General features: G+C 74.8%; 26 protein-coding genes. 8 read left to right on the top strand and 18 right to left on the bottom strand.

Features of this window, described 5'->3' with window-relative positions:
- Positions 1 to 44: 44 nt before the first annotated feature.
- The 7 genes from Q3W68_RS20990 to Q3W68_RS20960 all read right to left on the bottom strand — a co-directional run bounded on the left by Q3W68_RS20990 (position 45) and on the right by Q3W68_RS20960 (position 4374).
- Positions 45 to 443 carry a TraR/DksA C4-type zinc finger protein gene (locus Q3W68_RS20990; RefSeq protein WP_302907065.1) on the bottom strand — a complete coding sequence of 133 codons (399 nt, stop codon included), beginning with the start codon at positions 441 to 443 and terminating at the stop codon, positions 45 to 47.
- Positions 444 to 625: 182 nt separating this feature from the next.
- The gene (locus Q3W68_RS20985; RefSeq protein WP_302907064.1) at positions 626 to 1255 is read right to left on the bottom strand and encodes a uridine kinase; all 630 of its coding nucleotides are present in this window, start codon (positions 1253 to 1255) and stop codon (positions 626 to 628) included.
- A gap of 99 nt (positions 1256 to 1354) precedes the next feature.
- On the bottom strand, positions 1355 to 1966 hold the full coding sequence (locus tag Q3W68_RS20980) for a winged helix-turn-helix domain-containing protein (protein WP_123110435.1): 612 nt from the start codon (positions 1964 to 1966) through the stop codon (positions 1355 to 1357).
- 291 nt (positions 1967 to 2257) lie between these two features.
- Positions 2258 to 2851, bottom strand: coding sequence for a winged helix-turn-helix domain-containing protein (locus Q3W68_RS20975; RefSeq protein ID WP_302907063.1), 594 nt, complete (start codon positions 2849 to 2851; stop codon positions 2258 to 2260).
- A gap of 52 nt (positions 2852 to 2903) precedes the next feature.
- Positions 2904 to 3401: a rhodanese-like domain-containing protein gene (locus tag Q3W68_RS20970; protein ID WP_302907062.1), complete on the bottom strand. Its 498-nt coding sequence runs from the start codon at positions 3399 to 3401 to the stop codon at positions 2904 to 2906.
- A gap of 38 nt (positions 3402 to 3439) precedes the next feature.
- On the bottom strand, positions 3440 to 3892 hold the full coding sequence (locus Q3W68_RS20965) for a cysteine dioxygenase family protein (RefSeq protein ID WP_302907061.1): 453 nt from the start codon (positions 3890 to 3892) through the stop codon (positions 3440 to 3442).
- Positions 3893 to 3996: 104 nt separating this feature from the next.
- Positions 3997 to 4374: a signal peptidase I gene (locus Q3W68_RS20960; protein WP_091427992.1), complete on the bottom strand. Its 378-nt coding sequence runs from the start codon at positions 4372 to 4374 to the stop codon at positions 3997 to 3999.
- 70 nt (positions 4375 to 4444) lie between these two features.
- On the opposite strand from Q3W68_RS20960, the gene Q3W68_RS20955 reads away from it, so the two are divergent.
- Both Q3W68_RS20955 and Q3W68_RS20950 read left to right on the top strand, forming a co-directional pair.
- Positions 4445 to 4837, top strand: coding sequence for an ankyrin repeat domain-containing protein (locus Q3W68_RS20955; RefSeq protein ID WP_013476997.1), 393 nt, complete (start codon positions 4445 to 4447; stop codon positions 4835 to 4837).
- Between the two features lie 23 nt (positions 4838 to 4860).
- Positions 4861 to 5841, top strand: coding sequence for a DUF3500 domain-containing protein (locus tag Q3W68_RS20950; protein WP_302907060.1), 981 nt, complete (start codon positions 4861 to 4863; stop codon positions 5839 to 5841).
- Here Q3W68_RS20950 and Q3W68_RS20945 read toward each other — a convergent pair.
- From Q3W68_RS20945 to Q3W68_RS20920, 6 genes are all read right to left on the bottom strand, one after another.
- A complete protein-coding gene (locus tag Q3W68_RS20945; protein ID WP_302907059.1) occupies positions 5819 to 6571 on the bottom strand; it encodes a class I SAM-dependent methyltransferase in 753 nt (250 codons plus the stop codon). The two genes, Q3W68_RS20950 and Q3W68_RS20945, sit on opposite strands and share 23 nt — an antisense overlap.
- A 52-nt stretch (positions 6572 to 6623) precedes the next feature.
- Positions 6624 to 7127, bottom strand: a complete 504-nt coding sequence (locus tag Q3W68_RS20940) for a DUF2231 domain-containing protein (protein WP_368045755.1) — start codon at positions 7125 to 7127, stop codon at positions 6624 to 6626.
- Positions 7128 to 7203: 76 nt separating this feature from the next.
- Complete coding sequence (locus tag Q3W68_RS20935; protein ID WP_302907057.1) at positions 7204 to 7944, bottom strand: GAF and ANTAR domain-containing protein; 741 nt, start codon at positions 7942 to 7944, stop codon at positions 7204 to 7206.
- A gap of 179 nt (positions 7945 to 8123) precedes the next feature.
- The gene (gene secA2, locus Q3W68_RS20930) at positions 8124 to 10418 is read right to left on the bottom strand and encodes an accessory Sec system translocase SecA2 (RefSeq protein ID WP_128137925.1); all 2295 of its coding nucleotides are present in this window, start codon (positions 10416 to 10418) and stop codon (positions 8124 to 8126) included.
- Between the two features lie 163 nt (positions 10419 to 10581).
- On the bottom strand, positions 10582 to 11670 hold the full coding sequence (locus Q3W68_RS20925; RefSeq protein WP_302907056.1) for a zinc-binding alcohol dehydrogenase: 1089 nt from the start codon (positions 11668 to 11670) through the stop codon (positions 10582 to 10584).
- Positions 11663 to 12685: a Gfo/Idh/MocA family protein gene (locus tag Q3W68_RS20920; RefSeq protein WP_302907055.1), complete on the bottom strand. Its 1023-nt coding sequence runs from the start codon at positions 12683 to 12685 to the stop codon at positions 11663 to 11665. Before Q3W68_RS20920 ends, Q3W68_RS20925 begins: the two co-directional genes overlap by 8 nt.
- A gap of 249 nt (positions 12686 to 12934) precedes the next feature.
- Between Q3W68_RS20920 and Q3W68_RS20915 the strand changes: the two genes are divergently transcribed.
- The 5 genes from Q3W68_RS20915 to ctaD all read left to right on the top strand — a co-directional run bounded on the left by Q3W68_RS20915 (position 12935) and on the right by ctaD (position 18662).
- Positions 12935 to 13915 carry a glucosyl-3-phosphoglycerate synthase gene (locus tag Q3W68_RS20915; protein ID WP_302907158.1) on the top strand — a complete coding sequence of 327 codons (981 nt, stop codon included), beginning with the start codon at positions 12935 to 12937 and terminating at the stop codon, positions 13913 to 13915.
- Positions 13916 to 13991: 76 nt separating this feature from the next.
- Positions 13992 to 15146, top strand: coding sequence for a glycosyltransferase (locus Q3W68_RS20910; protein ID WP_302907054.1), 1155 nt, complete (start codon positions 13992 to 13994; stop codon positions 15144 to 15146).
- A gap of 107 nt (positions 15147 to 15253) precedes the next feature.
- Entirely contained in the window at positions 15254 to 15706 is a 453-nt protein-coding gene (locus Q3W68_RS20905; protein WP_302907157.1) for a DUF4383 domain-containing protein, read from the top strand.
- 133 nt (positions 15707 to 15839) lie between these two features.
- Positions 15840 to 16571 (top strand): ATP-binding protein, encoded by a 732-nt coding sequence (locus Q3W68_RS20900; RefSeq protein ID WP_302907053.1) that lies wholly within the window; start codon positions 15840 to 15842, stop codon positions 16569 to 16571.
- Positions 16572 to 16658: 87 nt separating this feature from the next.
- Positions 16659 to 18662, top strand: coding sequence for a cytochrome c oxidase subunit I (ctaD, locus tag Q3W68_RS20895; protein ID WP_302907052.1), 2004 nt, complete (start codon positions 16659 to 16661; stop codon positions 18660 to 18662).
- A 99-nt stretch (positions 18663 to 18761) separates the two neighbouring features.
- Here the strand turns inward: ctaD and Q3W68_RS20890 are convergent, their stop codons facing one another.
- Positions 18762 to 19895 carry a SigB/SigF/SigG family RNA polymerase sigma factor gene (locus tag Q3W68_RS20890; protein ID WP_282309340.1) on the bottom strand — a complete coding sequence of 378 codons (1134 nt, stop codon included), beginning with the start codon at positions 19893 to 19895 and terminating at the stop codon, positions 18762 to 18764.
- 244 nt (positions 19896 to 20139) lie between these two features.
- Positions 20140 to 21495, bottom strand: a complete 1356-nt coding sequence (locus Q3W68_RS20885; RefSeq protein ID WP_302907156.1) for a hypothetical protein — start codon at positions 21493 to 21495, stop codon at positions 20140 to 20142.
- A 248-nt stretch (positions 21496 to 21743) separates the two neighbouring features.
- On the opposite strand from Q3W68_RS20885, the gene Q3W68_RS20880 reads away from it, so the two are divergent.
- Positions 21744 to 21968 (top strand): CDGSH iron-sulfur domain-containing protein, encoded by a 225-nt coding sequence (locus tag Q3W68_RS20880; RefSeq protein WP_302907051.1) that lies wholly within the window; start codon positions 21744 to 21746, stop codon positions 21966 to 21968.
- A gap of 114 nt (positions 21969 to 22082) precedes the next feature.
- Here the strand turns inward: Q3W68_RS20880 and Q3W68_RS20875 are convergent, their stop codons facing one another.
- From Q3W68_RS20875 to Q3W68_RS20865, 3 genes are read right to left on the bottom strand one after another with little or no spacing between them, the layout of a single operon-like run.
- Positions 22083 to 23129: an iron-containing redox enzyme family protein gene (locus Q3W68_RS20875; protein ID WP_302907050.1), complete on the bottom strand. Its 1047-nt coding sequence runs from the start codon at positions 23127 to 23129 to the stop codon at positions 22083 to 22085.
- 51 nt (positions 23130 to 23180) lie between these two features.
- Entirely contained in the window at positions 23181 to 24929 is a 1749-nt protein-coding gene (locus Q3W68_RS20870; RefSeq protein ID WP_302907049.1) for a thiamine pyrophosphate-binding protein, read from the bottom strand.
- Entirely contained in the window at positions 24922 to 26046 is a 1125-nt protein-coding gene (locus tag Q3W68_RS20865; RefSeq protein WP_302907048.1) for a Vms1/Ankzf1 family peptidyl-tRNA hydrolase, read from the bottom strand. Before Q3W68_RS20865 ends, Q3W68_RS20870 begins: the two co-directional genes overlap by 8 nt.
- Between the last annotated feature and the right edge of the window lie 101 nt (positions 26047 to 26147).

Below are 26147 nucleotides of genomic sequence, written 5' to 3'. Positions count from 1 at the left end.
GGCAGTCCACCGCGTCGGGGACCGACCGGCAACCGGAACGGCGTTCAGGCCGCCCGCCGCTCCCGGGTCTGCTTGCAGGCCACACAGGAGGTGGCGGACGGGAAGATCTCCAGCCGCTCCACCGGGATGGGCGCGGTGCAGCCCTCGCAGAAGCCGTAGGTGCCCTCGTCCAGGCGGGTCAGCGCGTGCTCGAACTGGGCCCGCCGGTCCAGGATGGTGCGCAGCAGCGACTGCGCGGTGTCCCGCTCGGCGGTCTTGGTGCCGCTGTCGGCCTGGTCGTCGCCGGCGGTGTCGCCGACCTCCACCAGCCGCAGCACCTGGCTCTGCGCCACGGCCTGCTCGTACTCGGCGGTCAGCTCGTCGTACCGCGACCGCAGGGACTGCCGGATCTGGTCGACCTCCGCCTGGGAGCGGCCGGTGGCTGTCGTGGCGTGGACGAGCATCGCTGCCTGCCTTTCCTACGTCCTCATACCGGACCGGGGCGGCCAGCGCCCCGGACCCGGTCCGACTGTGGAAGCGCGGGCGACGAGATCACCCGTGCTCTGTGAGCCGGGCGATTACCCCCGCCCACGGCGGGCCAAACCGGCTGTTTCCTGAGTGTTTCCAGGGAGTCCGCAACCGCTGGTCAGGCGGCCTCGACGAGTGCCGGACGGCGTGGGTCGTCGGCCCGGACCACCACGTCGGCGAAGGACGCGGGGGCGACCTCCTCGGCGTAGCGGGCGAACGCGGGCAGGGTCCAGCGCAGCGCGGCATCGGTGCGCCGCGCGAGCGCCGCCGGGGAGAGCACGAGGTGGACGGTGACGTCGAACGGCAGCGCGCCGCCGAGCAGCAGCGCGCCGCTGACCAGCACCACCCCGCCGGGTGGCAGATCCACGTACGCGGCGCGGCTGGCCCGGTCGGCGCCGGCGTCCCACAGCGACGGCAGCAGCCGGCCCGAGCCGTCCGGGCCGGCCGGGTCGAGCACCTCGCGGCGCAGTCCGGGTTCGTCGAGCCAGCCCTCGTAGTACGCGTCGGGGTTGGTGCGGCCGTGCTCCAGGCGTACCGAGGCGGGGCGGAGGAAGTCGTCGGCGCGGACGTGCAGCACCGGCCGGCCGGCGGCGCGCAGCGGGTCGACGAGCGCTTCGGCGAGCGCGTCCGGCCCGGCGGCGGGCGGGCCGTCCACGGCGACCCGGAGCCGGCCGGGCGTCCCGGTGCGGGCGAGACGCCCGGCCAGCTCGGTGACGAGCAGGTCGGGACTGATCGGGCGCACGCGCATCGGACCATCCTGCCGCGCGGGCGGGCGGGCCACCACATGATCGCTCCGGGCGGTCGGGGCTCCGTCCGGCGGCGGTCGTCAGGTGGTGTGCCGGGGCGGTCAGCCGGTGCGGTCGATGGTGACCCGGGCGTCGTCGGCGAGCCGGTAGCCGACGCCGTAGACGGTGGTCACGAGCGGGACGTCCACACCGACCTTGCCGCGCAGCCGGCGTACGTGCACGTCGACGGTGCGGACGCCGGCGTGCTCGTACCCCCAGACCGCGTTGAGCAGTTGCAGCCGGGTGAACACCCGGCGCGGGTGGGCGACCAGGTGCAGCAGCAGGTCGAACTCCAGGCGGGTCAGCGGCAGCGGCTCGCCGTCGCGCAGCACCGACCGGGACGACGCCAGGATGTGCAGGGTCGGGATGGTCGGGGCGAGCGGGCGCGCCGGAGCGCGGCCGGCCGGGACGGCGTCGGGCCGGCGTTCGGCCGGGACCGTGCCCGCGCTGACCACCGCGTCGCCGCGTTCGAGCATCTCGCGGGCGGCGTCGAGCAGCCGGCGGGCGGCCGGGGTGAGCGACTCCTCGCAGGCCAGGGGGATGTTCAGGGTGACGGTGAGCATGGGCGCGGCTGCGGTGTTGGCGGGACGACGCTGGCCGCCGGGGGGACGACCGGGGACCGCGGGTTGGGACGTATGCCATCCGGCGCGCGACGAGGCGGGGCTGACCGACATGGTCCTCCTTGGGCTGGTCCGGGTATCTCCCCACGGCCCGGGACGCCGCTTCATCGATGCTTCCCGGCGTCTCTGCGAGGGTCAAGGGGCGGCCGCGTTGCATGAATGTGACATTTGACGAACACATCGCAGCCGTGCGCTCGCTCTGCGTGCGAGGCCCGTTGATTACAGCAGAGCACCGATTCGCCGCTGGTACGGGGGTCTCCCCCGGGGTTCACGATGGCGGATCAGCGGCGGACGTGAACGCGGCGCACCCCCGGTCCGGGTGCGCCGCGTACCGGCCGGGCGGGGTCAGGCGTCGCGGTCCACGACGATCTCGGCGTCGTCGGCGAGGCGGTAGCCCACGCCGTACACGGTGGTCACCAGCGGCGTGTCCGGTCCGAACTTGGCTCGCAGCCGGCGGACGTGCACGTCGACGGTGCGCGCCACCGCGTGTTCGTAACCCCAGACGTTCGCGAGAAGTTGCAGACGGGTGAACACCCGGCGCGGGTGTTCGGCGAGGAACAGCAGCAGGTCGTACTCGATGCGGGTCAGCGGGATCTCGGCGCGGCCGCGGCGGACGCGCCGGGTGCCGGTGAGGATGCGCACGCCGCCGGGGGCGGGCGCCGCGGCGGCGGGCGCGTCGCCACGGCGCAGGTCGAGCACGGTACGGGCGGCCGGGCGGTCGTCCGGTCCGGCCGGCCCGTCGCCGGGCGCGGCCAGTGCCTCCCCGGATGCGGCGAGTTCGTCGAGCAGGTCGACCAGGCGCGCGAGGCCCGGTGTCAGCGGCCCGGCACCCAGGTCGAGCGTGACGGTGAGCGTCGGTGCGGTACGCGGCCGGGGCGGCACGGCCCGGTCGGGGCGGCCCGATCGGGCCGGACGGGTGGTGAGGGCGACGACGGACATGGGAGCCTCCTGTGCGGGCGGTCGCCCCGCCCCGCCGGATGCGGCGGGACGGTCAGCGGAGCGCCCCGCCGGCGGTGACCGGGGGCGCGGCGGACGAGGGTCGGGTCGGCGGGGTGGGACCGAGGGTGGGCAGGCCGGCGATCTGCCAGGCGGCGAAGCCGCCGACGACGTCGGTGGCCCGGTGCAGGCCGATGTCCTGGAGCGCGGCGGCGGCCAGCGACGAGGTGTAGCCCTCCTGGCAGAGCACGATCACCGGGACGTCGTAGCCGGTCGCCTGCGGCAGCCTCGCCGCGCAGCGCGGGTCGAACCGCCACTCCAGCACGTTGCGCTCGACCACGAGCGAGCCGGGCACGGTGCCCTGCGCGGCGCGCTGGGCGGCCGGGCGGATGTCCACCAGCAGCGCGCCGCCCCGGCACGCCAGGTGGGCCTGTTCCGGGTCGAGGCGGCGCAGGCGGGCCCGGGCGGCGGCGAGGATCTCGTCGATGCCCCGCGAGCCGGGTGGTGGGACCGGACAGCGCTCGGTTGCGGTGGCGGGGGTCTGCTGCGCCATCGTGGCGTCCTTCCGTTCGTCGGGGTTGCGGGGGCGGCTCACCAGGCCACACCGGCTCGGGCCACCTCGGCGACCCGGAGCCGGCCGGCGACGAGGTGGTAGCGGGTCATCCGGGTCAGCGCCGGCCGGTACACGTGCACGCTGACGGCGGGCTCGTCGGCGCGATTGGTGACCTGGTGCACGTGCCGTACGCCGAAGCGCCGACCGGCGCCGGCGGCGAGCCGGTGCGGGCGCAGCCGTCCGCCGCTCACCGTCTCCTCGGTGAGCACGCCGGCCACGACCAGGAACGCGCCGGCCGAGCCGCCGTGGTCGTGCAGGTCGGTGCCCTGCCCGGGCAGCCAGCTCAGCGCCCACACCTCGTGCTCGTCGTCGGCGTCCAGCCGCGCGTACCACCGCTCGGACTCCTCGAAGCGCAGCGGCACCGGCCAGCCGTCCGGGTCGGCCCAGCGGGCGGCGACGGCGAGCAGGTCGGCGGGAACGGTGCTGGTCATCGGCGGGACGTCCTCACGGTGCGGAGCGGATGTGCCCCCACAGCTTAGACGGTAAAGCCTATCGGTTTAGTAGGTAATACCGAATGCTGGGACGAGGCGTGCACTCAGCGCCGCACCGGTGGATCCACCTTGTAACCCGGCACCGACGGCCAGCGGACCGTGAGCACCGTGGACTCCCGCTCGGCGTACCAGGAGTGGTCCACTCCCCGGCCCCACACCACGTAGTCACCGGGCGCCCGCAGCACCACCGTCCGGTCCGGCAACTCGATCCGGAACGCGCCGCTGATCAGCACCAGCAGGGCGGTCCGCCGCTCGCCGGTGGCCCACCGGGACCGGGTCTCCCCCGCCGGGTGCACGCCCCACTTCACCTCCACGTCGGTGCTGTGCCGCACGTCCCCGGCCGGCTTGAAGTGACCCAGCAGCCAGCCCGCGTCGGTCGCGCCGTCCACCGCCGCGTTGCCCACGTACACCCGATCGTCCATGCGTGCGCCTCCCGTGCCCGGCTGCGCAAGCTACCAGGCGCTTCCGGCCGCGACGCCATAGCCTGGGCGGATGCCCGACGAACTCGACGACGAGACCATCGCCTTCGCCCACCGGATGTTCGACCTGGCCCGGGCCGGCGCCACCGAGGAACTGGCGGCCAACGTGGACGCCGGGCTGCCGGTCAACCTCACCAACGCCAAGGGCGACACGCTGCTGATCCTCGCCGCGTACCACGCCCACCCGGACACGGTGGCCGCGCTGCTGGCCCGGGGCGCCGACCCGGCCCGGGTGAACGACAGGGGACAGACCGCGCTCGCCGCGGCCGTGTTCCGGCGCCAGGAGGCAGCGGTCCGCGCGCTGCTCGACGCCGGCGCCGACCCGGACCACGGCGGCCCGTCAGCGGTCGAGACCGCGCGGTTCTTCGAGCTGCCCGACATGCTGGCGCTGCTCGGCCGCGCATGAGCGGCGGGCGGTATACAGGGACGGTGGAGGATCCCGTACCCGAGCAGATGCGCACGGCGGCGGCGGCGTTCCTGGCGGCGCTGGACGGGCCGGCCCACGACGCCGCCCGGCACGCCTTCGACGACGAGCCGGCCCGCCGGTGGCTGGAGTACCGGCCGCGGCCCCGCCCCGGCGTCACGCTCGCCGGCCTGGACGTCGGCGCCCGCAAAGCCGCGCACCGGCTGCTCGCCACCGCGCTCAGCCCGGCCGCGTACGCGCAGGCCGTGGCCGTGATGGCCCTCGAAGAGGTGCTGGACCGGGCCGAGGACTGGCGGCGCGGGCGGCACAGCGGGGACTACTGGGTGGCGGTCTTCGGCGACCCGGCCCGCGACGACGACTGGGCCTGGCGGTTCGAGGGACACCACCTGTCGGTGAGCATGACCGTCGCCGGCGACCGTGTCTCCCCCGCGCCGGTCTTCCTCGGCGCCAACCCGGCCACCGTCCGGCACGCCGGACGCCCGGTCTCCCGGCCCCTGGGCCCGGAGGAGGACCTGGCCCGCGAACTGCTCGACGCGCTCGGACCGGGCGGCCGCTCCGCCGCGATCATCGCCGACGAGGCGCCCGCCGACATCATCAGCGCCACCCGGGCCGCCGCCCCGGACCGGCTCGACCCGCTCGGCGTACCCCGGGGGCGGCTGCGACCGACCGGCCGGGCGCTTCTCGACCGGCTGGTCGCGCTCTACCTGGACCGGCTGCCGCCGGAGCTGGCGGCCCGCGAGGCCGACCGGCTCGACGGCGGCGAGCTGCACTTCGCCTGGGCCGGCCCGGTCGAGCCGGGCCGGCGGCACTACTACCGGGTGCAGGGCGAGGACCTGCTGATCGAGTACGACAACACCACCGACGACGGCAACCACGCGCACACAGTGCTGCGCCGCCCCGCCGGTGACTTCGGCGCCGACGTGCTGGCCGCGCACCACGCCGCGGCGCACCCGCCCGGCCCGCTCAGCCCCGGCGCGCCTCGATGAGGAAACGGCGGGCGTACGCGACGAACGGTCCCTCGGCGCGGATCCGCTCGTCCAGACGGCGCAGCTCGTCGGTGTAGCGGCCCACGGTGAAGCCGGGCACCGTCCAGACCACCTTGCGCAGGAACCAGACCACCGCGCCGATGTCGTGGAAGACGGTACGCAACGTGGCCTCGCGCAGGTCGACCACCGTGAGCCCGGCGGCCCGCGCGTCGGCGACAGCCACCTCCGGGTGGCGGTGCTCCGGCGGCGGCAGCGGCCCGAGGATCGCCTCGCTGAGCTCCCGCACCGTGCCGGGACCGATCTGCTGGGACAGGTAGGCGCCCCCGGGTCGCAGCACCCGGGCCACCTCGTCCCACCACGTGTGCACCGGGTGCCGGCTCACGACCAGGTCGAAGACGGCGTCCCGGAACGGCAGCGGCGGGCGGTCCGCCACCCGCACCACGGACGCGCCGAGCGGGCGGAGGTTGCGCCGGGCCACCGGCACGTTCGGCGGCCACGCCTCGGTGGCCACCAGCAGCGGCGGCGGCACGGGCACCCCGGCGAGCACCTCTCCCCCGCCGGTGTCGATGTCCAGTGCCGCCTCGACGTCGGCCATCCGGTCGCCGACCAGGCGCGCGTACCCCCAGGGCGGGCGCTCCTCGGTGGCGCGGCCGCGCAGCCAGTCGAAGCCCCAGCCCTCGACCGGCGCCGCCTCGGCTTCCGCGACGAGTTCCTCGAACGTCCCCACCATGCCCGCGAGCCTGCCGCCCGGCGGCGGCCGCGGCAACGGATTTCGGCCGGGGTCAGAACGGGCGCGGACGGGCGATCTCGACAGTGGAACCGGCGGGCACGTCGCGGAACGTCTCGAAGCCGGTCGGCTCGTTGACCCGGTCGAACTGCTGCATCAACCGTGCGCCCAGCGCCACGCCGACCGCGCCGACGACGAGCGCGACGAGTTCGGCGGCGAGCAGGACGCCCGTCGCGCCCCGCTGCGGCGCGCTGGCCCGGATCAGGCAGGACAACAGGAACAGCGCCGCCATCACGGCGTTGACGAGGTTGAACGTCAGGACGGTCCGGCTGGTACGCCCGGCACGGACGTCCCACAGGTCGACCAGGCCGGCGACGGTGGTGAGGCCGGCGGCGACGAGCGCGGCCACGGCGGTCCAGTAGCCCACCTCACCGAGGAACGCCGGACCGCCCGCCACGTCGGCCAGGTCGAAGACCGCGGCGCAGACGAACAGGCCGAACGGGAATGTGACAAGCATCGGTTGGATGGGATGCCCCTGCACCCGCAGCCGGCTCTGCATCGCTTCCTCCCCAGGTCGGCGCAGCTCACCAGTCCAGAGTGCTACCCGAGGCGCCGCGAGGCGAAACGAGTGTCGCTCAGTTGTCCCGGGGCCGGGAGACGGTCAGCACGAGCCGCTCGGCCACCTCGCGCAGCGGGATGTCCAGCGAGGAGGCGGCGCTGCGCAGCACCCGCAGCGCCTCCGGGGCGGGACAGCCGCGCTGCGTCATGATGACACCGACGGCCTGCCCGACCACTCCCTCGGACAGCAGCGAGTCGTCGACCTCACCGGCCCGGCTGGCGGCCCGCTCGCGGTCGCGCGCGGCGGCCAGCAGGAGCCCGGCGTGCTCGGCGAGCAGCATCGCGGTGAGCTGGTGGCGGGGGGTGAGCGCGTCGGGCGACTCGGCGTAAAGGTTTATCGCGCCGATGACCTGCTCGTCCACGTCGACCGGCGCGGAGATCACCCCGTGCACGCCCAGCGCGCGGGCCCGCTCGCTCCAGGCCGGCCAGCGCGTCTCACCGGACAGTCCGGCCGCGATGATCATCTCCCGTCGGCGGATCGCCGTCATGGCCGGCGTGTCCGGGCCGTGCCGCAGGTCGTCCAGCTCGGCCCGGTCCGGGTCGGAGGCGGCCACCCCGGCGGGCTCACCGGCGCGCAGCACCGTGAAGCCGCAGCAGTCCACGTCCGGCACGGCGTCGCGGGCGATGCGGACCAGGCGGTCGAGCGCCTCGTCGAACCCGGCCACGCCGATCAGGCCGGCGGTCAGCTCGCGCAGCAGCGCTGCCGTCTCCAGCACACCGAGGTTGTCGATCATGGGGTGGCGCGTGTCGAGGTTCACCGGGCCGGGGCCTCCACCGTCCCCGCGTACGTCCACGCGGTCCCCCCGTCCGGCACCGTTGCCTGTCCCATGTCCGTCCCTCCTGTGGCCGGGCCCCGGCCTACTACCCTCGCAGACCGCGGGCGAAACCGCGCAAAAAGGCCCCTCCCGGTTGCACCGGAAGGGGCCTTCGGCGCGGGTCAGCGCGACCCGGAGATGAGCCGCCGCCCCACCGAGGCGATCAGCCGGTCCAGCTCCGAGCCGAACGGGTTGTCGTGCACCAGGTACGTCCAGGTGGCGCTCGGCCGCACCAGCTTCGACGAGTCCGGCTCCCAGCCCTCGTCGAACTCGGTCTCCTCGAACGTGGCCACGGTCCGCGTCTCGATCTCGGGCACCAGCGCGTTGAACGCCGGCACCGCGCTGCGGTGGAACTCGTCGAGCGGGTCGAGCCGGCCCAGCGCCCGCAGGTGCACGCCCTCGCGCACCTCGGACAGCTCGGCCAGGTGATCGGCCCAGAGCCGGTCCAGGTGGTAGAGGGCGATCTTGCGAGCCACGTCGGCGAGCAGGTCCTCGTCCATCTCGCCGGCCTTCTCCGGCACCCGCTCCAGCAGCATCAGCGCCGCGATGTCACTGGTCAGCAGCCGCTCCCGGCGCTCGGCGAGCGCCTTGCGCTGCTGCTCGATCACCTGGCTGTAGCGCCACGTGTTGCGGTGGATCTCGTGGTTGACGCCCTCGGCGACCCGCTGGGCGTGCTCGACCGCGTAGTCGACCTGCGGGTCGGTGACCAGGCCGTCGGCGTTCATCCGGGGCGAGGCCGGCACGGTGTCGCCGGCGTGCCGGACCACCAGGTCGTCCTCCAGGCTGACGAAGAACACCGACCCGCCCGGGTCGCCCTGCCGGCCGGCCCGGCCGCGGAGCTGGTCGTCGACCCGGCGGCTGTCGTGCCGGCCGCTGCCGATCACGTACAGGCCGCCCAGCTCCGCCACCCGGTCCCGGTCGGCCTGGTCGCTGCCGCCCAGCCGGATGTCCACGCCCCGGCCGGCCATCTGGGTGGAGACCGTCACCGCGCCGTACGCGCCGGCCTCCGCGATGATGCCGGCCTCCTCGTCGTCGTTCTTGGCGTTGAGCACCACGCAGGACACGCCGGCGGCGTTGAGCGCGGCGGCCAGGCCCTCGGACTCCTTGACGTCGAGCGTGCCGACCAGCACCGGCCGCCCCGCCTGGTGGCAGCGCGTGATCTCGTCGACCAGCGCCTCCTCCTTCTCGGCGCGGGTGGCGTAGATCCGGTCCGGCTCGTCCTCGCGTACGCAGGGGGTGTTCGGCGGGATCACCGCTACCTCGAGGCCGAAGAACTCGCGGAGCTGGTCGCCGACGAGCACCGCGGTCGCGGTCATGCCGCAGACCGTCGGGTAGAGCGCGATGTACGCCTGCACGGTGATCGTGCCCAGCACCTCGCCCTCGGCGGTGGCGTCCAGCCCCTCCTTCGCCTCCACGGCGGCCTGGAGCCCGTCCGGCCAGCGGCGGCGCTGGGCGACCCGGCCGCGCATCTCGTCGATCAGCTCGACCGAGTCGTCCCGGACGATGTAGTCCACGTCGCGGTGCAGCAGGGCATGCGCGTGCAGCGCCACGTTCACCGCGGAGAGCTGCCCGACGTGCTCCTCGTCGTACAGGTCGATGCCGCCCAGCTTGGCCTCGACGGTGGCCAGGCCGACCGAGGTGAAGGCGACGCTGCGGCCGTCCTCGGCGACCGTGTAGTGCTTGCCCTTGCGCAGCCCGCGTACCAGCGCGGCGGCCGCGTGCACCGGGTCCTGCTCGCCGCCGACCGCGCCGGCGAGCACCATCGGCACCCGGGCCTCGTCGATCAGGATCGAGTCGGCCTCGTCCACGATCGCGGTCTTCAGCGGCGGCTGCACCCGGTCGGCCAGGTCGGTGACGAGCTGGTCGCGCAGGAAGTCGAAGCCGGCCTCGCTGACCGAGACGTAGGTGACGTCGCAGGCGTACGCGGCACGCCGCTCCTCGGGCGTGGACGCCTCGTTCACCCAGCCGACGGTGAGCCCGAGCAGGTCGTAGACGGGCGTCATCCACTCGGCGTCGCGGCGGGCCAGGTAGTCGTTGACGGTGAGCACGTGCACCGGGCCGTTGCCCAGCCGCACGTGCCCGTACGCGGCGACGGTGGCGGTGAGCGTCTTGCCCTCACCGGTGGCCATCTCCGCGACCTTGCCGGACAGCAGCGCCATCGCGCCGAGCAGCTGCACGTCGTAGGGGCGCTGGTCGAGCCCGCGCCGGGCCGCCTCGCGGCCGATCGCGCAGATCTCCTCGTACCCCGTGGCCCGGCCGGCGGCCTCGGTCAGCTCCGCGTCGGAGAGCTGTTCCAGGTCCGCCTCGCGCGCCTCGATCGCCGGCAGCAGCTTCTCCAGCGGCGCCAGGTCGACTGTCGTCCCCGGGCGCTGGAGGAACCGGCGGAACCTGGTCTTCAACCGTTGCGACACACCCATGAGCGGCAACGGTACGCGAACCGGAGCCGATTGTGACCCCCGCCCGCCGCGCGCCGGGCCCACCCCTTCCGGCCCGTTCCCGTCGATCATGAGGTTGACGGCATTTCGTGCCCGTTTTGTCACCGTCAACCTCATGATCGACGCCCTCGGGAGCGGACGTGGGTCAGGGGGTCAGGACCACCTGGAGTTCGGAGCGGCGGCGCTCGGCCAGGTCGGTCAGCAGGGCCGGGGCCTCGTCCAGGGGGACCACTGCCGAGATCAGGTGCTTGCGGATCACGTCCCCGTACTGGCGCAGCAGCTCCACCGTCTCCGCGGACAGCCGCTCCCGGTCCCAGGTGGGGGCCAGCCCGCGCGGCACCCGGCCGATCTGCGCGCAGCGCAGCGACAGCCCGTTGTGGTGGAACTCCTCACCGAGCCGGACCGCGTCCGCGCCGCCCTGGTAGAACGCCAGGTCGACCACCGTGCCCTGCGGGCGCAGCAGGCGCAGCGCGAGCTGCAACGCCCAGTCCTGCCCGCGGCACTGGAAGACCACGTCGGCGCCCCGGTCCCCGGCGGCGTGGTTCCACCGCGTCTTGAGCACCACCGCCGGGTCGTCCGCGTCCGGGTCGAGCGTGTCCAGGCCGAGCGCCTCGGCGACCTGCCGCCGGGCCGGTGTCGGGTCGACCACGACCACCGAGGCGGCGCCGTGGCGGCGGGCGAACAGGGCGGTCAGCAGCGCCACCACGCCGCCGCCGACCACCGCCACCCGGCGCCCGCGTACGCCGTCGCCGAGCGTGCGCACGTCGGCGCCGCACAGGTCGGCGGCGGCGTGCAGCAGCCCGTTGGCGCAGATCGGGCCCATGTGCGCGACGTACACGCCGAGCAGCGGGTCGAGGTCGTCGGGCAGCGGCACGAACCGTTCGGTGAGCGGGTCGGCGACCCAGCCGCTGCGGTGGCCGTACGTCATGGCGCCGACCTCACCCACCGCGACGGCCGGGGTGCGGCTGTCCACCACGCGCCCGACCTGCATGTAGCCGAGCCGGGTCACCGGGTACGGCGTGCTCGCCTCGCCGGGCCGGAACAGCCCGAGCGCGGCGTCCCAGGTGACGTGCAGGTAGGGGTTGGTGCCCTTGACGAAGCTCAGCTCGGTGCCGGCGGACACGCCGCTGTAGAGCGTCTCCACCCGGAACGTGCCCTCGCGCAGCTCCGGCGCGTCGAGTTCGGCCAGCTCGACCCGGCCGGGACCGCCGACCACCACCACCCGGTCACGCATCGACGCTCACCCCCGCGTCCGCGACCGGCGCGGTGAGCCGGGACGCCGGCCCGGTCGGCAGCGCCACCGGCCGTCCGGTACGCGCCGACTCGGCCACCGCGAGCGCGAGCCGGTGGGTGCGCAGCGCCTCGGCGTACGGCACCCGGACGTCGTCGCCGAGGCCGCACACCGCGTCGACGAACGCCCGGTCGACGGCGACCCGCGCGCCGTCCGGGTCGGCGGGCAGGTGCCGCTCGCCGTCGCCGTCGCGGACGGTCAGGCCGTCCTCGGCCAGCCACAGCGCCAGCCCGTCGGCGAGGATCTCCAGGCCGGCCCGGTGCTTCCAGCCGAGCACGCAGGACGCGGCGAGCGTGCCGACCGCGCCGGAGCCGAAGCGCAGTGTGGCGGCGGTCACCGAGTCGATGTCCGCGCCGTCGACCGGCGGCGGGTTGCCGTCGCCGTAGGCGGTCACCTCGGCCGCCTCGCCGGCCAGCAGCCGGACCAGGTCCAGCACGTGCGCGGCCTGCTCGACCACCGGGCCGCCGGAGCGGTCCCGCCGCGCCCACCAGGCCACCGGCGGCACCTTGTCCAGCCAGGCGCCGTTGACCATCCGTACCGGACGGTCGGCGAGCAGCCGCCGGGCCTCCTCCACCACGTGCAGGTAGCGCCAGTGGTGCCCGACGCCGGTGAGCAGCCCGCGCTGCTCCACCAGCGCCGCGACCCGCTCGGCGGTCTCCAGGTCCAGCGCCACCGGCTTCTCCACGAACATCGGCACCCCGGCGGCGACCACCGCCTCCTCGACCGGGCCGTGCGCGAACGGCGGCACGCAGACGTACACCGCGTCCGGGCCGGCCGCGAGCAGCTCGTCCACGTCGCGGAACACCCGGCCGCCGTACGTGCCGGCGAGCGCCCCCGCCGCGTCCGGCGCGACGTCGGTCACGCCGAGCAGTTCCACGTCTGCGAACCCGGTGAGCACCCGGGCGTGGCGTTGCGCCACCCCGCCGGCTCCGACAAGTCCCACCCGGCAGGTACGCATCGACCACAACCTCTCGCCATGACTGGAAACGACTGCGGACACCACTCCCCCCGGCGGCGGCGCGCCAAACGCGGCCGACGTGTGCAACGCAACGTTCATCCGCCCGGAACCTCCCGGTACGCGCCACGTGATCAGGATGATGGGCAAGATCCGGTTAGCGCGGATGCGGGATTGGGAAAACCATGGTCCGCGATTCCACCATCGATGGGGGTGCCCGTGCGGGAATCAGATTCGACCGTCTCACCAGTGGTGGAGGCGTGGGCCACGTATCGCACCAGTACCGCCGACGACTGGCCGGCGCGGCGGCTGATGCGGGCCAAGGGCGCGAGCCGGGTCAGCGTGGTGCTGCCGGCCCGCAACGAGGAGGCGACCGTCGGCGCGATCGTGTCGACAGTCCGGGAACACCTGATGGACCGCGTACCGCTCGTCGACGAGCTGATCGTGGTCGACTCCCGGTCCACCGACCGGACCGCGCAGGTGGCGCGCGCGGCCGGCGCCGAGGTGGTCAGCCAGGACGCGATGACGCGCGGGCTGCCCCGGCTGACCGGCAAGGGCGACGCGCTCTGGGCCGGGCTGGCCGCGGCCGAGGGGGACGTGGTCGCGTTCGTCGACGCCGACCTGCGCGAGTTCCGGCCGCACTTCGTGACCGGGCTGCTCGGGCCGCTGCTGACGGATCCGAGCGTGGAGTTCGTGAAGGGCTTCTACCACCGGCCGCTGGTCGGCGCGACGGCTGTGGAGCCCGACGGTGGCGGGCGGGTGACGGAGCTGATGGCCCGGCCGCTGCTGAACCTGTTCTGGCCGGAGCTGGCCGGTTTCGTGCAACCGCTCGCGGGCGAGTACGCCGGGCGCCGTGAGGTGCTGGAGCGGGTGCCGTTCGTCACCGGGTACGGCGTCGAGACGGCCATGCTGATCGACCTGCTGGAGTTGGTCGGGCTGGACGCGCTGGCCCAGGTCGACCTGGGTGAGCGCAAGCACCGGCACCAGGACACCGCCGCGCTGGGCCGGATGTCCGCGCAGATCATGCTGACCGCCTGGTCGCGGCTGCAACGACGCGGCTGGGCGGCGCCGGGGGTGGCGCCGACCGCGCTGCTGACCCAGTTCCGCCGGGGCGGCTCGGAGACGCTGCCCAACCTGGACCGGGAGATCGTCGTCAACGACGTGTCGGTGCAGGAACGCCCGCCGCTGGCGCAGCTGCGGCACCGCCTCCCCCGCCGCCGGGTGCCGGCGTGAGCGCGGGGAGTGAGCTTGCCAGCCCCGCGGTGACGAACGAGGACAGGCCCGGCATGACCACCGGAGAGGACGACGCATGACGCTCACCGTGCTGATGAACGCCGGGCCGTGGCTGTCCGTGCCGCCGCCGGGCTACGGCGGCATCGAGAACGTGATCGCCACGCTGGTGCCGGAGCTGCGCCGGCTGGGCGTACGGGTGGTGCTCGCCTCGGTGGAGAGCAGCACGCTGCCGGTCGACGAGCGGATCGCGGTCTTCCCGGACGGCCAGTTCCACGCGTTGCAGCGGCCGTACAACCAGGTCTGCGGCGTCTCCCAAGCGCACCTGTCCGGCGTGGTGCGGGCGCTGCACGCCCGCGACGACATCGACCTGGTGCACGACCACGTGGAGGCGGTCGGGCTGGCCACGCTCGCCGCGATGGGCCCGGACGCCCCGCCGGTGCTGCACACGCTGCACTGGGACCTGGCCAAGCACCCGGAGCTGTACGGCAACCTCGACGGCGGCGACCGGGTACGGGTCAACGGCGTGTCCGCGTCGCAGCTCGCACGCGCGCCGGAGGCGCTGCGCGCGCACTCGGTGGGGCACGTGCACCTGTCCACCCCGCTCGCGGTCGACGCCGACCGGCACGCGCCGGTGCCGAAGGGCGACCACGTGGTGATCCTCGGCCGGATCAACCCGGGCAAGGGGCAGGACCTGGGCGCCCGGCTGGCGCAGGAGACCGGGTTCCGGCTGGTGCTGGCCGGGCCGGTCGGCCCGTACCACCGGCCGGAGGATCTGGCCGCGGCCGGCGACGAGGCCCGGCAGAACCCGGACGTCCGCTTCTTCTACGACCACGTCGCGCCGCACGTCGACGGCGACCGGGTGCGCTGGGTCGGCACGGTGGCCGGGCGGGAGCGCGACGACCTGGTCGCCTCGGCCCGGGCGTCGCTGTTCCCGCTGCGCTGGGAGGAGCCGGGCGGCACGGCGGTGGTCGAGTCGCTGTCGCTCGGCACGCCGGTGGTGGCCACCGCCCGGGGCTGCCTGCCGGAGCTGATCGAGCACGGCCGCACCGGCCTGCTCACCGGCGCCGAGGAGGAACTGGGCGACCTGGTTCTCGCCGCCGGGCTGCTGGACCCGGCCGAGTGCCGGCGCGAGGCGGCCCGGCGGTTCACCCCGGCCCGGATGGCGCAGGAGTACGTGGAGCTGTACGACCGGGTCCGGGCGAGCGTGGCGAAGCCGTTGCAGCCCGCCTGAGCGTCACCGGCCCGGCCGCACCGCGCGGCCGGGCCGGCGTTTGCCCCCGCCGGCCGCGGGAAACCGGCGCTTCCCGCGGTGGCGAGGAGGCCGGCGTGACGAACTCGATGGCGCACTCCCGGGCGCGGCGCAACCCGGCCGACGGGCGGGCGCCGGTACGCCGGATCGCCTCCGGGTTCGCCGTGCTCCTGCTGCTGCTCGGCGCGCTGGGCTTCGTGCCGGGCGTCACCAGCGACTACGCGGAGCTGCGCTTCGCCGGGCCGGGCTCCGGCGCCCGGCTGTTCGGCGTGTTCCAGGTCTCGGCCGTGCACAACCTGGTGCACCTGGTGCTCGGCCTGGCCGGGCTGGCGCTGGCCCGTACCGTCGCCGGCGCCCGCGCGTTCCTGGTCGGCGCCGGCGCGGCCTATCTGGTGCTCTGGCTCGCCGGCCTGGCGGTCGACGGACGGGACGCGGCGAACGTGCTCGCGGTCAACCGCGCGGACTCGTGGCTGCATCTGCTGCTGGGCGCCGCCATGGCGGCGGCGGGACTGGTCGGGGCCAGGCGCGCGGATCGCCGCTGACCTGCGCCTCGGGAGCCCGGATGCCCGGTTTCGCCGGTCCGGGGCGCGGGTACGTCCGTAGTCCTCCGGCAGCGGGAGGCAGCGAGCGTCCCGGCCGGGCGACCCTCCCCGACGAGATGGAAACGAGGCGGCGATGGTGACCCGGATCAGGTGCGAGGTCCGCGACGAGTCGCCGGTCACTGTCGTACGGCTGGCCGGAGCGCTCGACCTGGGCACGATGCGCGCGGTGCACGAGGTGCTCGACAGCTGCCTCGCCGCGCAGCCGGACGCCCTGGTGGTCGACCTGGAGGAGATCGAGGTCGGCGAGCCGCTGGCGCTGTCCGTCTTCGCCGCCGCCGCGCGGCGCGCCGCGGACTGGCCGGCGGTGCCGATGGTGCTCGCCGCTCCCTGCGCCGAGACGGCGGCCTGGCTGAACGAGACCACCGCCTGCCGGGTGGTGCCGGTGCGCCGGGACTGCGCCGAGGCGACGGCGCTGGCCGGCCAGGCGGCGGCGCCCCGGCTGCGGGCGCGGCTGGAGCCGGTCGCCGGCGCGTGCCGGCGGGCCCGCGAGCTGGTCACCGACGCGTGCGGCAGGTGGAACGTGCCGGAGCTGGCCGGCCCGGCCTCGCTGGTGCTCACCGAGCTGGTCGGCAACGTGGTGCGGCACGCCGGCACCCCGATGCAGGTGACGCTGACGCTGCGCCGGCCGTACCTGCGGGTGGCGGTGATGGACGGCAGCCCGGCCGACGCCCGCGCCGCGGCCAGCCGCGATCCGCGCGCCGAGGGCGGCCGAGGGCTGATGCTGGTGCGCGAGCTGACCCAGCGCTGGGGCAGCACCCCGGTCGGCGCCGGCAAGGTCGTCTGGGCCATGCTCCCGGCCAATTGACCGAATTCTCCGCTCTCGCCTGGTTACATGGGCAGAGGGCCGGGTACGCCCGCCCGTCCTGTCTGTCGTCACACGGGGTGAGAAGCCATGCCCAAGCGGGTAGTCACGGAACCGGCACGAGACCGGGGGCCCGCGATCCTCGCGCCGGCCCGGTTCGGGGGCTACCCCGGGCCCGTACGGGAAGCGGTCAAGGGCAACGCACTGTGGCGGTTGCTGCGGACCACCGACGCCAAGCAGATCGGCCTGCTCTACCTGGCCACCTCGTTCCTGTACTTCATCGTCGGCGGCATCCTGGCGATGGTCATCCGGGTGGAGCTGGCCCGGCCGGGGATGCAGATCGTCTCCCCCGAGCAGTACAACCAGATGTTCACCATGCACGGCACGATCATGCTGCTGCTGTTCGCGACACCGATGTTCTTCGGGTTCGCGAACTATCTGGTGCCGCTGCAGATCGGCGCCGCCGACGTGGCGTTCCCCCGGCTCAACGCGTTCGCGTACTGGCTCTACTTCCTCGGCGCGCTGATGGTCATGGGCGGGTTCGCCACCCCGGCCGGCGCGGCGGACTTCGGCTGGACCGCGTACACGCCGCTGAGCACCGCGCAGCACTCCCCCGGCGTCGGCGGGAACCTGTGGGTGGTCGGCCTGGCCTTGTCCGGCCTGGGCACGATCCTCGGCGCGGTCAACCTGATCACCACGATCGTGACGCTGCGCGCGCCCGGCATGACGATGTTCCGGATGCCGATCTTCACCTGGAACGCGCTGCTCACCAGCGTCCTGGTGATCTTCGTGTTCCCGCTGCTCGCCGCCGCGCTGATGGCGCTCGCCTCGGACCGGATCCTGCACTCGCACGTGTACGACCCCACGACCGGCGGGCCGATGCTCTGGCAGCACCTGTTCTGGTTCTTCGGCCACCCCGAGGTGTACATCATCGCGCTGCCGTTCTTCGGCATCATCACCGAGATCATCCCGGTGTTCTCCCGCAAGCCCATCTTCGGCTACACCGGCCTGGTGCTGGCCACCATCGCCATCACGGTGCTGTCGATGACGGTCTGGGCGCACCACATGTTCGCCACCGGGCAGGTGCTGCTGCCGTTCTTCAGCATCCTGAGCTACCTGATCGCGGTGCCCACCGGCGTGAAGTTCTTCAACTGGATCGGCACCATGTGGAAGGGACAGCTCACGTTCGAGACGCCGATGCTGTTCGCCATCGGCTTCCTGGTGACGTTCCTGCTCGGCGGCCTGACCGGGGTGCTGCTGGCCAGCCCGCCGGTGGACTTCCACGTGCACGACACGTACTTCGTGGTGGCGCACTTCCACTACGTGCTCTTCGGGACCATCGTGTTCGCCGCGTTCGGCGGGCTCTACTTCTGGTTCCCGAAGATGACCGGGCGGCTGCTCGACGAGCGGCTGGGCAAGATGCACTTCTGGACCATGTTCATCGGCTTCCACGCCACGTTCCTGGTGCAGCACTGGCTGGGCAACGAGGGCATGCCCCGCCGGTACGCCGACTACCTGCCCGGCGACGGCTTCACCACGTTGAACACGATCTCCAGCATCGGATCGTTCGTGCTCGGCGCGTCCACCCTGTTCGTGATCTGGAACATCTGGAAGTCGTGGCGGTACGGCGCGATGGTCACAGTGGACGACCCGTGGGGCTTCGGCAACTCGCTGGAGTGGGCCACCACCTGCCCGCCGCCGCTGCGAAACTTCGACCGGATGCCGCGCATCCGCTCCGAGCGGCCGGCGTTCGACCTCAAGTACGGCCCGCTCGTCGCCGACCTGGGCCGGGACCTGCCGCAGCGCACCACCAAGCCGCCGCAGTCGTTCCGCGAGGAGATGCACCACGAGCGGCACGTGCCGGAGTCGCCGTCGGCCGGCGGCGCGTACGGCGCCCCCGAGGCGGTGGACTACCAGCCCGCGCCGCAGTCCGGCGCGCGGCCGGTGGAGGTGCCGGAACCGGAGGAGGTGCGCCGGCCCAGCTTCGAGGAGACCGACGAGCCGGAGGGCAGCGCGCTCAACGCCGAACGCGACGAGCAGCCGAACGACAGGTGGCGGCACCCGCGCGGGCACGGGGACACCCCGGAGAACTGAGACACCGCAGGAGGGCCGGCGCCGTCGGGCGCCGGCCCTCTCGTCGTACGCCGCGCGCCGGCTCCCGTGGCGGGGAGCCGGCGCGGTACGTGCGGTGGGTCAGTCGGCGGCCGGCAGTCCGGCCGCGGTCAGCGAGCGGCGCACCGCGGGCTGCACCCGGGTCAGCCGCAGCGGCACCCCGGTACGCGCGGCGGCCTCCCGGCCGGCCATCAGCGCGGCGATCCCGCCGGCGTCGAAGCCACCGGCGCCGACCAGGTCGACCACGACCTCGCGGGGTTGCCCGGTGACCGCCTGGAGCACCGCGCGGCGCAGCTGGTCCGCGCCGGCCCGGTCCACCTCGCCGCCGACCTCGACGACCACCCGGTCGCCGTTCTGCTTCACCGAGATCCGCGCCTTGCCCGGTTCGGCCTCGGCCGCGCCGTTCTGCCAGGGCGGCGGCGCGTCGGCGAGCATCGCCTGACGCAGCCAGGTCAGCGCCCGCGACAGCAGGCGGGACACGTGCATCTGCGAGATGCCGAACCGGGCGGCGATCTCCGCCTGGGTCTGGTTGCCGTAGAAGCGCATCGCCAGGATGCGGCGCTCCCGCCAGGGCAGCCGGTGCAGCAGGCCGCTGACGGTGACCCGGTCGTCCACCGACTCCAGCGCGTGGTCGGACTCGCCGACCAGGTCGCCGAACTCGGCCGAGCTCTCCCCGCCCACCGGCGCGTTGAGCGAGGCCGGGCTGTAGCCGGCGGCCGACTCCAGCGCGGCGAGGATCTCCTCCTCCGGCGTCTCCAGCCGGGCGGACAACTCGGCCACAGTGGGAGCGCGGGACAGCTCGCTGGTCAGCGTCGCCGTCGCCTGTCCCACCTCGAGGATCAGGTCCCGCAGCCGGCGCGGCACGTGCACGCCCCAGGTGCGGTCGCGGAAGTGCCGTTTGATCTCGCCGACGATGGTGATGGCCGCGTACGCGGTGAACGAACCGCGTTCCGGGTCGTACCTGTCGACGGCGTTGACCAGGCCGAGACGGGCCACCTGCTCCAGGTCCTCCAGCGGCTCGCCGCGCCCGCGGTAGCGGCGGGCCAGCCGGCCGGCGAACGGCAGCGCGAACCGGACCAGGTCGTCCCGCGCCTCCTGCCGCCGCTCCGGTGGCAGGCCCTCGATGCGGGCCGCGTACGCGAGCGCCGCCGCGTCCAGGTCCTCCAGACCCCGGTCGGTGGTCGGTGGTGTGGGTGTGGTGGTCTGTCCGAACATCCGCGCCCCCTCGCCGAAGAGCCCCCGCCCGGTCGGAACCGGTCGTGCGCGTGGTCGGACCACGCACCGGGTGAGGAAGTTGGGTTACGTGACGGATACGTCGAAAGCGGTGGCTGCCCGCCGCACGGCGTCGTGGGCCGCTTCGCGGCGAGCGGTCTTCCCGCTCCGTAGGTACTCAATCACGGACCGCAGGATCGCGAGGAAGTTTCGCCAGGTTGGCCGCAGAGCCGTTCCCGGCGGTCGGTCAGGAGACCAGCAGGCCCTGGTGCGCGCCCGCGTCACGCAGCGCGGTGAGGGCCTCGGCCATCCGCAGCGGCGGCGGCGCGGGCAGGTCGCAGGGCTGGTTGCGCAACACCTCCGTGGCACGCCGGGTCGGTACCGAGGCGACCGGGTAGCCGCGGGCCGCGCCCCGGTCCAGCGCGCGCCTGCGGCGCCCGAAGCCGGCCACCGCCAGCCACTGGGGCAGCCCCGCGTACGCGGGCGAACGCAGGCCCGGCGGCTCGGGCAGCACGTCCACCGAGCTGAACGGCTCGCTGCCGGCCAGCCACCACTCGACGCCCGCGACCCGGCGCGCGGCGGCGTTCTCGCACCAGTAGGGCACCAGGCCGGCCCGCAGCACCTGCCCCGGGTCGAGCAGCCGGCCGCACTCCACCACCAGCCGGTTGCCCGTCTTGCCGGCCCGCCGCAGCCAGCGCCGGTACAGGTCGGCGGTCACCGCGCTCAGCGCGTCCGGCTGCGGCACGACCACCCGGTGCAGCGGATGGCCGTGCCGGTCGCCGAAGGAGCGGGCGTCGTGTTCGAAACCGGACTCCACGCCGTGTTCGGCGAACGCGCCCGCCACCGTGACCTCCGGCGCCGCCCAGCGCGTCTCGTCCCCACCGGCGGCACGGAGCACCTGGCCGAGGGCGCGGGCGTCCGGGTGGAAGTCGACCGGGTCCAGACCGCCGGCCGGGCAGCCGGCCTGGAAGCTGTGCCCGTCGCCGCAGTCGCGTACCGGCCAGGTCCGGGCGTCGTGCAGCAGCAGCACCGGCGCGGCCGGTTCCAGCCGGTCGGCCAGGAAGCGCGCGTACGCCTTCGGCAGCGTTCGCCAGCGCACCGCGAACGTCACCGCCACGCCGGCCGCCGCGCCCCGGCTGGCCGGGCAGTGCACCTGGCGTACGTGCACGCGCGGGTTGCCGTCGAGCAGCCGGGCGGCCAGCGTGGCCCCGTGCGCGTACGCGTCGTCCGGGCGGTCCACCGCCCCCCGGGTCCACTGCCCGGCCAGTTCGAACCCGGCCGGGAGCCAGGGCACGCCGAGCGCCACCGCGAGGTGGGCGGCGGCACCGTGCGGCGAGCCGAGCACCACACCCGGGAAGCGCCGGTCCGGGTACTGGCCGGCGAACCATCCGGCCACCCGCTCGGCGTCCACGGCGGCGATCTGGCCGGCGGTGAGCGCCGCCCGCGCGGCGGCCCGGACGGCGGCGGCCCGGCGTACCGGCTCGGGCGCGCCGGTGAGGCGGGACAGCGCGCCCGGGTGCCCGAGATCGCCGCAGTCGTCGCCGCGCAGCGCCCGGGCGGTCGCGGCGACCAGGATCCGGGCGGCGCTGCCGACCGCCACCATCCGTTCCACGGGCAGCCCCGCGCCGCTGACCGGCGTCCGTTCGACTCGTTCGCTCACCACGCGGCCCGGCTTCCCGTCCCTCTGGGGTCTAAACGGGGCATCTCCCCACGGGTCAGGACCAAGGCCCGCCCGGTACCGGCACCGCCCGCGACACCCAGGCACGCCGTCGCGCCGCGTGCCCGCCGTCGCGGGCGCAACGGCGCTCGGGTGCGGGTTTGGGCCGGACCGGGACGGGCACTGCACCGCGCATGCCCGACGACGAGAGCACCCCGGCGGCGACCATCACCCCGTACCGGGACGGACCACTGCTGGTGCGCGGCGACTTCGCGCTTCTGACGCCCGAGGGCACGCCGATCGAGACGCGCCGGGGCACTGTGGCGCTGTGCCGGTGCGGCAAGAGCGCGATCAAGCCGTTCTGCGACGGCACGCACAAGGTGGCGGGCTTCCGCGCCGGCAGCGACCGCGAGGGCTGACCCCCACCTCGCCGATCTTGCACTTCCCTACCCGGCAAACCCGTCCGAACCAGGCAAACCGGGGGCCGGAACTGCAAGATCGCGAGGGCGGGTGCGGGGGGTGCGGGGTGCGGGTCAGGCGGCGGCTAGGACGCGCTGGGGCGGGCGCAGCGACGACTCCCCTGCCGACCAGGCGTCCAGCAGGTGCGCGGCGAACAGGGCGTCCACGGCCAGCGCGGCGGCGGCGCCGAACAGCACGTCGGACGCGAGCGCCGGCTCGGCCCGGACCAGCCCGCCGCACATGTCGTACGCGGCGATCTGCTCGTGCACGGCGTCGGCCTCGACGTGCTCGTCGTAGAAGCGCGTGGCGACCGCGTCGAAGCCGAGCCGCCGCAGTCCGTTGCCGTAGCGGCGGTTCGGCAGCGACGAGGTCATCTCGTACGCGGCCAGGTGCCCGAGCAGCGCCCCGCGCAGCCGCCGGTGCAGGCCGAAAAGCGACATCAGGTTGTTGGTGGCCAGCGTCACCGCGGGCACCCGGTCCAGGTGGGCGGCGTAGCCGGTGTCCAGGCCGAGCCGGTCCATCGTGGTGCGGAACAGCTCGGCGTGCATCCGGTCCAGCCGGCCGTTGCCGTACTCGTCGGTCTGGATCTCCACGAGCGCGGCCTTCGCGGGCCCGCCGAGCCGGGGCAGCGCCCAGCTGTGCGGGTCGGCCTCGCGCAGGTGGTAGATCGAGCGGTGGGTGACGAACTCGCGGAACTGGCCGAGGTCGGCCCGGCGCTGCAGCGTGGCGGCCAGCGGCGGGCCGTCGTCGGCGGCCACCAGGTCGGCCAGCGCCCCCGGCACGGCGGCCGGCAGCACGGCCGGCGGCGGGCCGGCCAGGTCGCGCAGCGCCGCCTCGAACGGCCGCTCGGCGCGGGCGCGCAACGCCAGCAGCGACGGCTCCCACTCCCACGCCTCGTCGACACCGGACCAGCCCCGGTAGTGCAGCTCGTAGCAGAGGAACAGGGTGAGCTGGAGGTCCTCGTCGGTCAACGGCGCGGCCACCGCGTCGAACGCGGCGCCCAGCCCGGCCGGCAGCTCGCCGGGGGATCCCCGCAGCGCGGCGAGCAGCGTGGCGGAGACCGGGCCGCGAGCGGCCGGCAGCGGGGCCGGGCCGTAGCGACTGTCGGCGGCGACGGACATGGAACCTCCCGGGACGGATGTGCCTGGTCGCAGTGCCCCGGAGTGATCCGGCTAAACGACCTCGTCGGCCGCGATGGCCTCGGTCTGGATCACCCGCTCCCGCACCCGGCGGGCGGCGTCCCCGTCGGTCACCAGGCCGCGCAGGTCGGCCAGCGCCGGTTCGGGCGCGTCCAGCGGCACGGCCGGGTCCACCACCGCCTCCAGGACGGCCGGCCGGTCGGCCGCGAGCACCTCGTCCCAGGCGGGCCCGACCAGGTCCGGCCGGTCCACCCGGACGCCGTGCAGCCCCAGCAGGCGGGCCCACCCGGCGTACGGCACGTCGGAGCGCCGCCCGCCGGGCGTCCGCCCGCCGCCCACGCCGGACTGGTCCCGGTTGTTCAGCACGAGCACGATCAGGCGGGGATCGCGCCACCGCGTCCAGTGATGGGCCACGGTGATCAGCTCGGCCAGGCCGTTGAGCTGCATCGCACCGTCGCCGAGCAGCGCGATCACCGGCTCGTCCGGGCGGGCCAGCTTGGCCGCCACCGCGTACGGCAGGGCGCAGCCCATCGAGCCGAGCGTGCCGCACAGCTGTGCCTGCACCCCCGGCGGCAGCTCCAGGTGCCGGGCGTACCAGTAGATGACCGAGCCGACGTCGACGGCGACGCCGGCGTGCCGGGGCAGCCGGGCCGACAGCTCGCGGAGCACGAGCTGCGGGTTGACCGGTTCGGCCGGGGCGGCGGCGCGCTCGGCGGCGGTCTCCCGCCACCGGTCCACCATCTTCTCCACCATGCCGCGCCACTCCCGCTGCGGCTGGGCGGGTACCCGGGTCAGCAGCGCCCGCAGCGTCTCGGCGGCGTCGCCGACGAGCGGCACGTCGACCGGGTAGCGGGTGCCGATGCGCCGGCCGTCGATGTCGATCTGGATGGTGCGCACCTGCCCCGGCATGGGGAACCAATCGGTCCACGGGTCGTTCGTGCCGATCATCAGCAGCGTGTCGCAGGAGCCCATGAGCTGCGCGGCGGCTGTGGTGCCGACCTCGCCGAGCACGCCGGTGTGGAACGGCAGCCGCTCGTCGAGCACCGGCTTGCCCAGCAGTGACGTGGCGACGCCCGCGCCGAGCCGGTCGGCCAGCGCGACGATCTCCTCGGCCGCGCCGTGCGCGCCCTGGCCGACCAGCATCGCCACCCGCCGCCCGTTGCTCAGCAGCGAGGCGGCGGCGTCCAGATCGGCGTCGTGCGGCAGCACCCGGGCCAGCGGCTCGCCGGGCGTCGCGGTGACCACCCCGGCGGTCTGCGGCAGCAGGTCCGGTACGGCGGTGACCTGCAACGCGCGCGGCAGCACCACGCACGTCGGGCTGCGGGTCGCCGCGGCGGTACGGAACGCCTGGTCCAGCAGCGCCGGCACCTGCTCGGGCCGGCGGCCGTAGCGGACGAACTGGTTGCACACGTCGCCGAACAGCCGGCTCAGCCCGATCTCCTCGTGCGCGCCGCCGAGCGGGCCGGTGACGTCCTCGCCGATGATCGCGACCACCGGCTTGCTGTCGAGCTTGGCGTCGTAGAGCCCGTTGAGCAGGTGCACGGCGCTGGGCCCCTGGGTCGCCAGGCACACCCCGACGCCGCCCGTGAACTTCGCGTGGCCGGTGGCCATGTACGAGGCGGTCTCCTCGTGCCGGGCGGGGACGAACGCCGGATCCCCGCCCGCGTCGTCGAGCGCGCCCACGAGCGGGGCGATCGCCGCCCCAGGACAGCCGAAGACCCGCGGCACCCGCCAGGCCCGCAGGCGTTCGACCACCAGGTCGGCGACGATGCGCTCAGCCATTACCCCGCCCCGGCGTGCTCGCGTCGACGTAGCGCAGCACCGCGCCGACCCCGTCGGTCAGCTCCGGCGCCTCCTCCGGCGCGAGCACCGTGAGATCCGCGTCGGTGCCGACGAGCGCGCGCAGCAGCGCCGCGTCGGCGCGTACCCGCTGCGGATCGGCCACCGCCATGCCGGCCAGCTGCGCCGGGTCGGTGGCGATCTCGGTCGGCTCGGGGCCCACCCACAGCTCGCCGTCGGCCGACGGGTCGTCCACCATCAGCATGGTGTCGACCTGGTTGCGTTGCAGCGCGGAGACCACGGCGTCGAGTCCGGCGCCGACGTCCTCCTGGACGCCGAAGCGGTCCAGCGCGGCGGCGATCCGCCGGTCGGCGACCTCGGCGACGGTCTGGACCGTGATGTCGTCCATCAGCGTGTCGTCCGCGCCCACATCGCGGGCGCCCGCGTCGGTGCGCACCAGCACGTCCTGCCAGCGGGCGGGGAGCTGGGCGGCGATCATGCCGGTGGCCCGGACGTCCCCGGCCACCACCACGACGTCCGCGCCGACCCGCTCGGCCAGGTCGGCGGTGGCCGCTGCGGCGTCACCGGCGTTGTGGTGCCACGCCTCCATGGCGGCGCGCTGGTAGCGCGACTGCGACCAGCCGCCCGGCTGCACCCGGCGCAGCTGGCGGCTCTGCCCGCCCTCCACGTGGGCCCGCCGGGGCACGCCGCCGGCGCTGACCGCCATCGCGTCCGCGCCGGTACGGTCGGCCAGCACCCGCACCCAGGCCACCTGCTCACCGCGCTGGGCCACGAGCGGCATGGTGTGCGGCAGCGCCGACCAGCTCGCCAGGTCGCGCAGCGGCGGCGCGGAGAGGTACTCGGTGAGCACCACGCGGCCCCGGCTGGCGAACACGGCGATGCCGTAGTCGCCGGGCATCGGCTGGTGCCGGCGCACGACCTCCTCCACCGCCTCGACGGTGACCGGGTCGGCGCCCTGGCCCAGCAGGTCGCCCTTGAGGGCCCGCCAGCGCAGGTCGACCTGCGGTCGTGCGTCGTGGGTGTCGCGGGAGGCGTCCATGTACACCGAGCACCAGGGCCCGGGACGGTCGTAGAGCGGGCGCAGGAAGGACAGCTGCATGCTCGACCCCTTTCCGGCTCGGCCGCACGCATACCCGCGCCCCGGCGGAGTTCACCTGCCGGCCCCCCGGGCGTGACCACCGTTCATTCACGTCGTTCAAC

It is taken from the genome of Micromonospora sp. C28ISP2-4 (assembly GCF_030519385.1).
In the GTDB taxonomy this organism is placed as follows: domain Bacteria; phylum Actinomycetota; class Actinomycetes; order Mycobacteriales; family Micromonosporaceae; genus Micromonospora; species Micromonospora tulbaghiae.
The sequence above is the reverse complement of the archived record's forward strand: the minus strand, read 5'-3'. Positions and strand labels throughout refer to the sequence as shown.